This window comes from Gryllotalpicola sp. CP2-P1 (genome assembly GCF_057512245.1).
This window is the reverse complement of the sequence record NZ_JBLRDT010000394.1, coordinates 1-1,141: the sequence shown is the minus strand read 5'-3', so window position 1 is coordinate 1,141 and position 1,141 is coordinate 1. Positions and strand designations below refer to the sequence as shown.

General features: G+C 71.5%; 2 protein-coding genes. Both read right to left on the bottom strand.

Annotated features, from left to right (window positions below):
- Positions 1-780, bottom strand: a 780-nt coding sequence (locus ACM2XV_RS15510; RefSeq protein WP_487027601.1) for a coiled-coil domain-containing protein, incomplete at its 3' end; no start/stop codon positions are given.
- Positions 777-1,141, bottom strand: a 365-nt coding sequence (locus ACM2XV_RS15505; RefSeq protein ID WP_487027600.1) for a M23 family metallopeptidase, incomplete at its 5' end; no start/stop codon positions are given. The genes ACM2XV_RS15505 and ACM2XV_RS15510, both read right to left, overlap by 4 nt.

Genomic DNA, 1,141 nt, shown 5'->3' with positions numbered 1-1,141 from the left:
GGCGATCGCCTGCTGGCCAGCGACGTACTGCGCGGCGACCGCGGTCGACGTGTTCTGCAGCGATGCGAGCTGGGCCGTGAGCTCGGTCTGCTTCTGCTGCTGGGTGCTGACCGCGGCCTGAGCCGCGGCCGCGGCATCCTGCGCCGTCTTCAGCGCCTGCTGCGCGTCATCCGCCGCCTTCTTCTTCGCCTTCTGGGCCGCCTTCGCCTGGGCCGCGAGCGACTCCGCCGTGTTGCGGTCGGCGACGGCCTGGTCGTAGACCTTCCGCGACTGGGCGGTGAGCTGGCTCATCGTGCCGAGCTGGTAGAGCAGCTTGTCGGCGGCGCCGGCGTCGCCGCCCTCGAGCAGCAGGCCGATCGAGCCGTCGGTGCCGGCCGTGCGCATCAGGTGCGAGGCGAGCAGGCCCGCGCGCACCGTCGAGGTCTCGGCCGCCTTCTGCGCGGCGTCGGCCTTCGACTGCAGCTCGGCGGCCTTCTGCGTCGCGTCGTCGAGGTCGGCCTGCGCCTGGTTGTAGGCCTCGACCGCTTCCTCAGAGCGGATGCCGGCGTCGGTCGCCTGGCTCTGCAGGTGCGCCACGAGGGAGTTGATCTTGTCGACCATCGCCTTCTGGGCGTTCACGCTCGCCTTGGCGTGCTGCACGTCGTCCCAGCTGGGGTATTCGACGGCGTCAGCCGGCGAGGGGTGCGCGACGATGCCGACGCCCGCGGTGAGCACGCCGAGCGCCGCCGCGCTGATCGTGATCGCGGGCCGGCGGAAGCTCGAGCCGTCGTGTTCGGTCATATCGCTGCTCCGTGCTGGGCCATCCAGGGCACCGGGTTGATCTGCACGCCGTTCTGGCGCACCTCGAAGTGCAGGTGGGGGCCGGTCGAGTGGCCCGTCGAGCCCACGTGCCCGATCACCTGGCCGGCGGTCACGTGCTGCCCGACCGAGACCACGATGCCGCCGTCGATGTTGTGGCCGTAGGCGGTCGAGATGCCGTCGCCGTCGTCGATCAGGATGAAGTTGCCGTAGCCGCCGTTCCAACCGGCGAAGACGACCGTGCCGGAGTGCGCCGCGTGGATCGGAGTGTTGAACGCGGCGGCGATGTCGTCGCCCTCGTGCCAGGTGGTGCAGCCGGCGCAGGGCGCGGGACGCGCGCCGA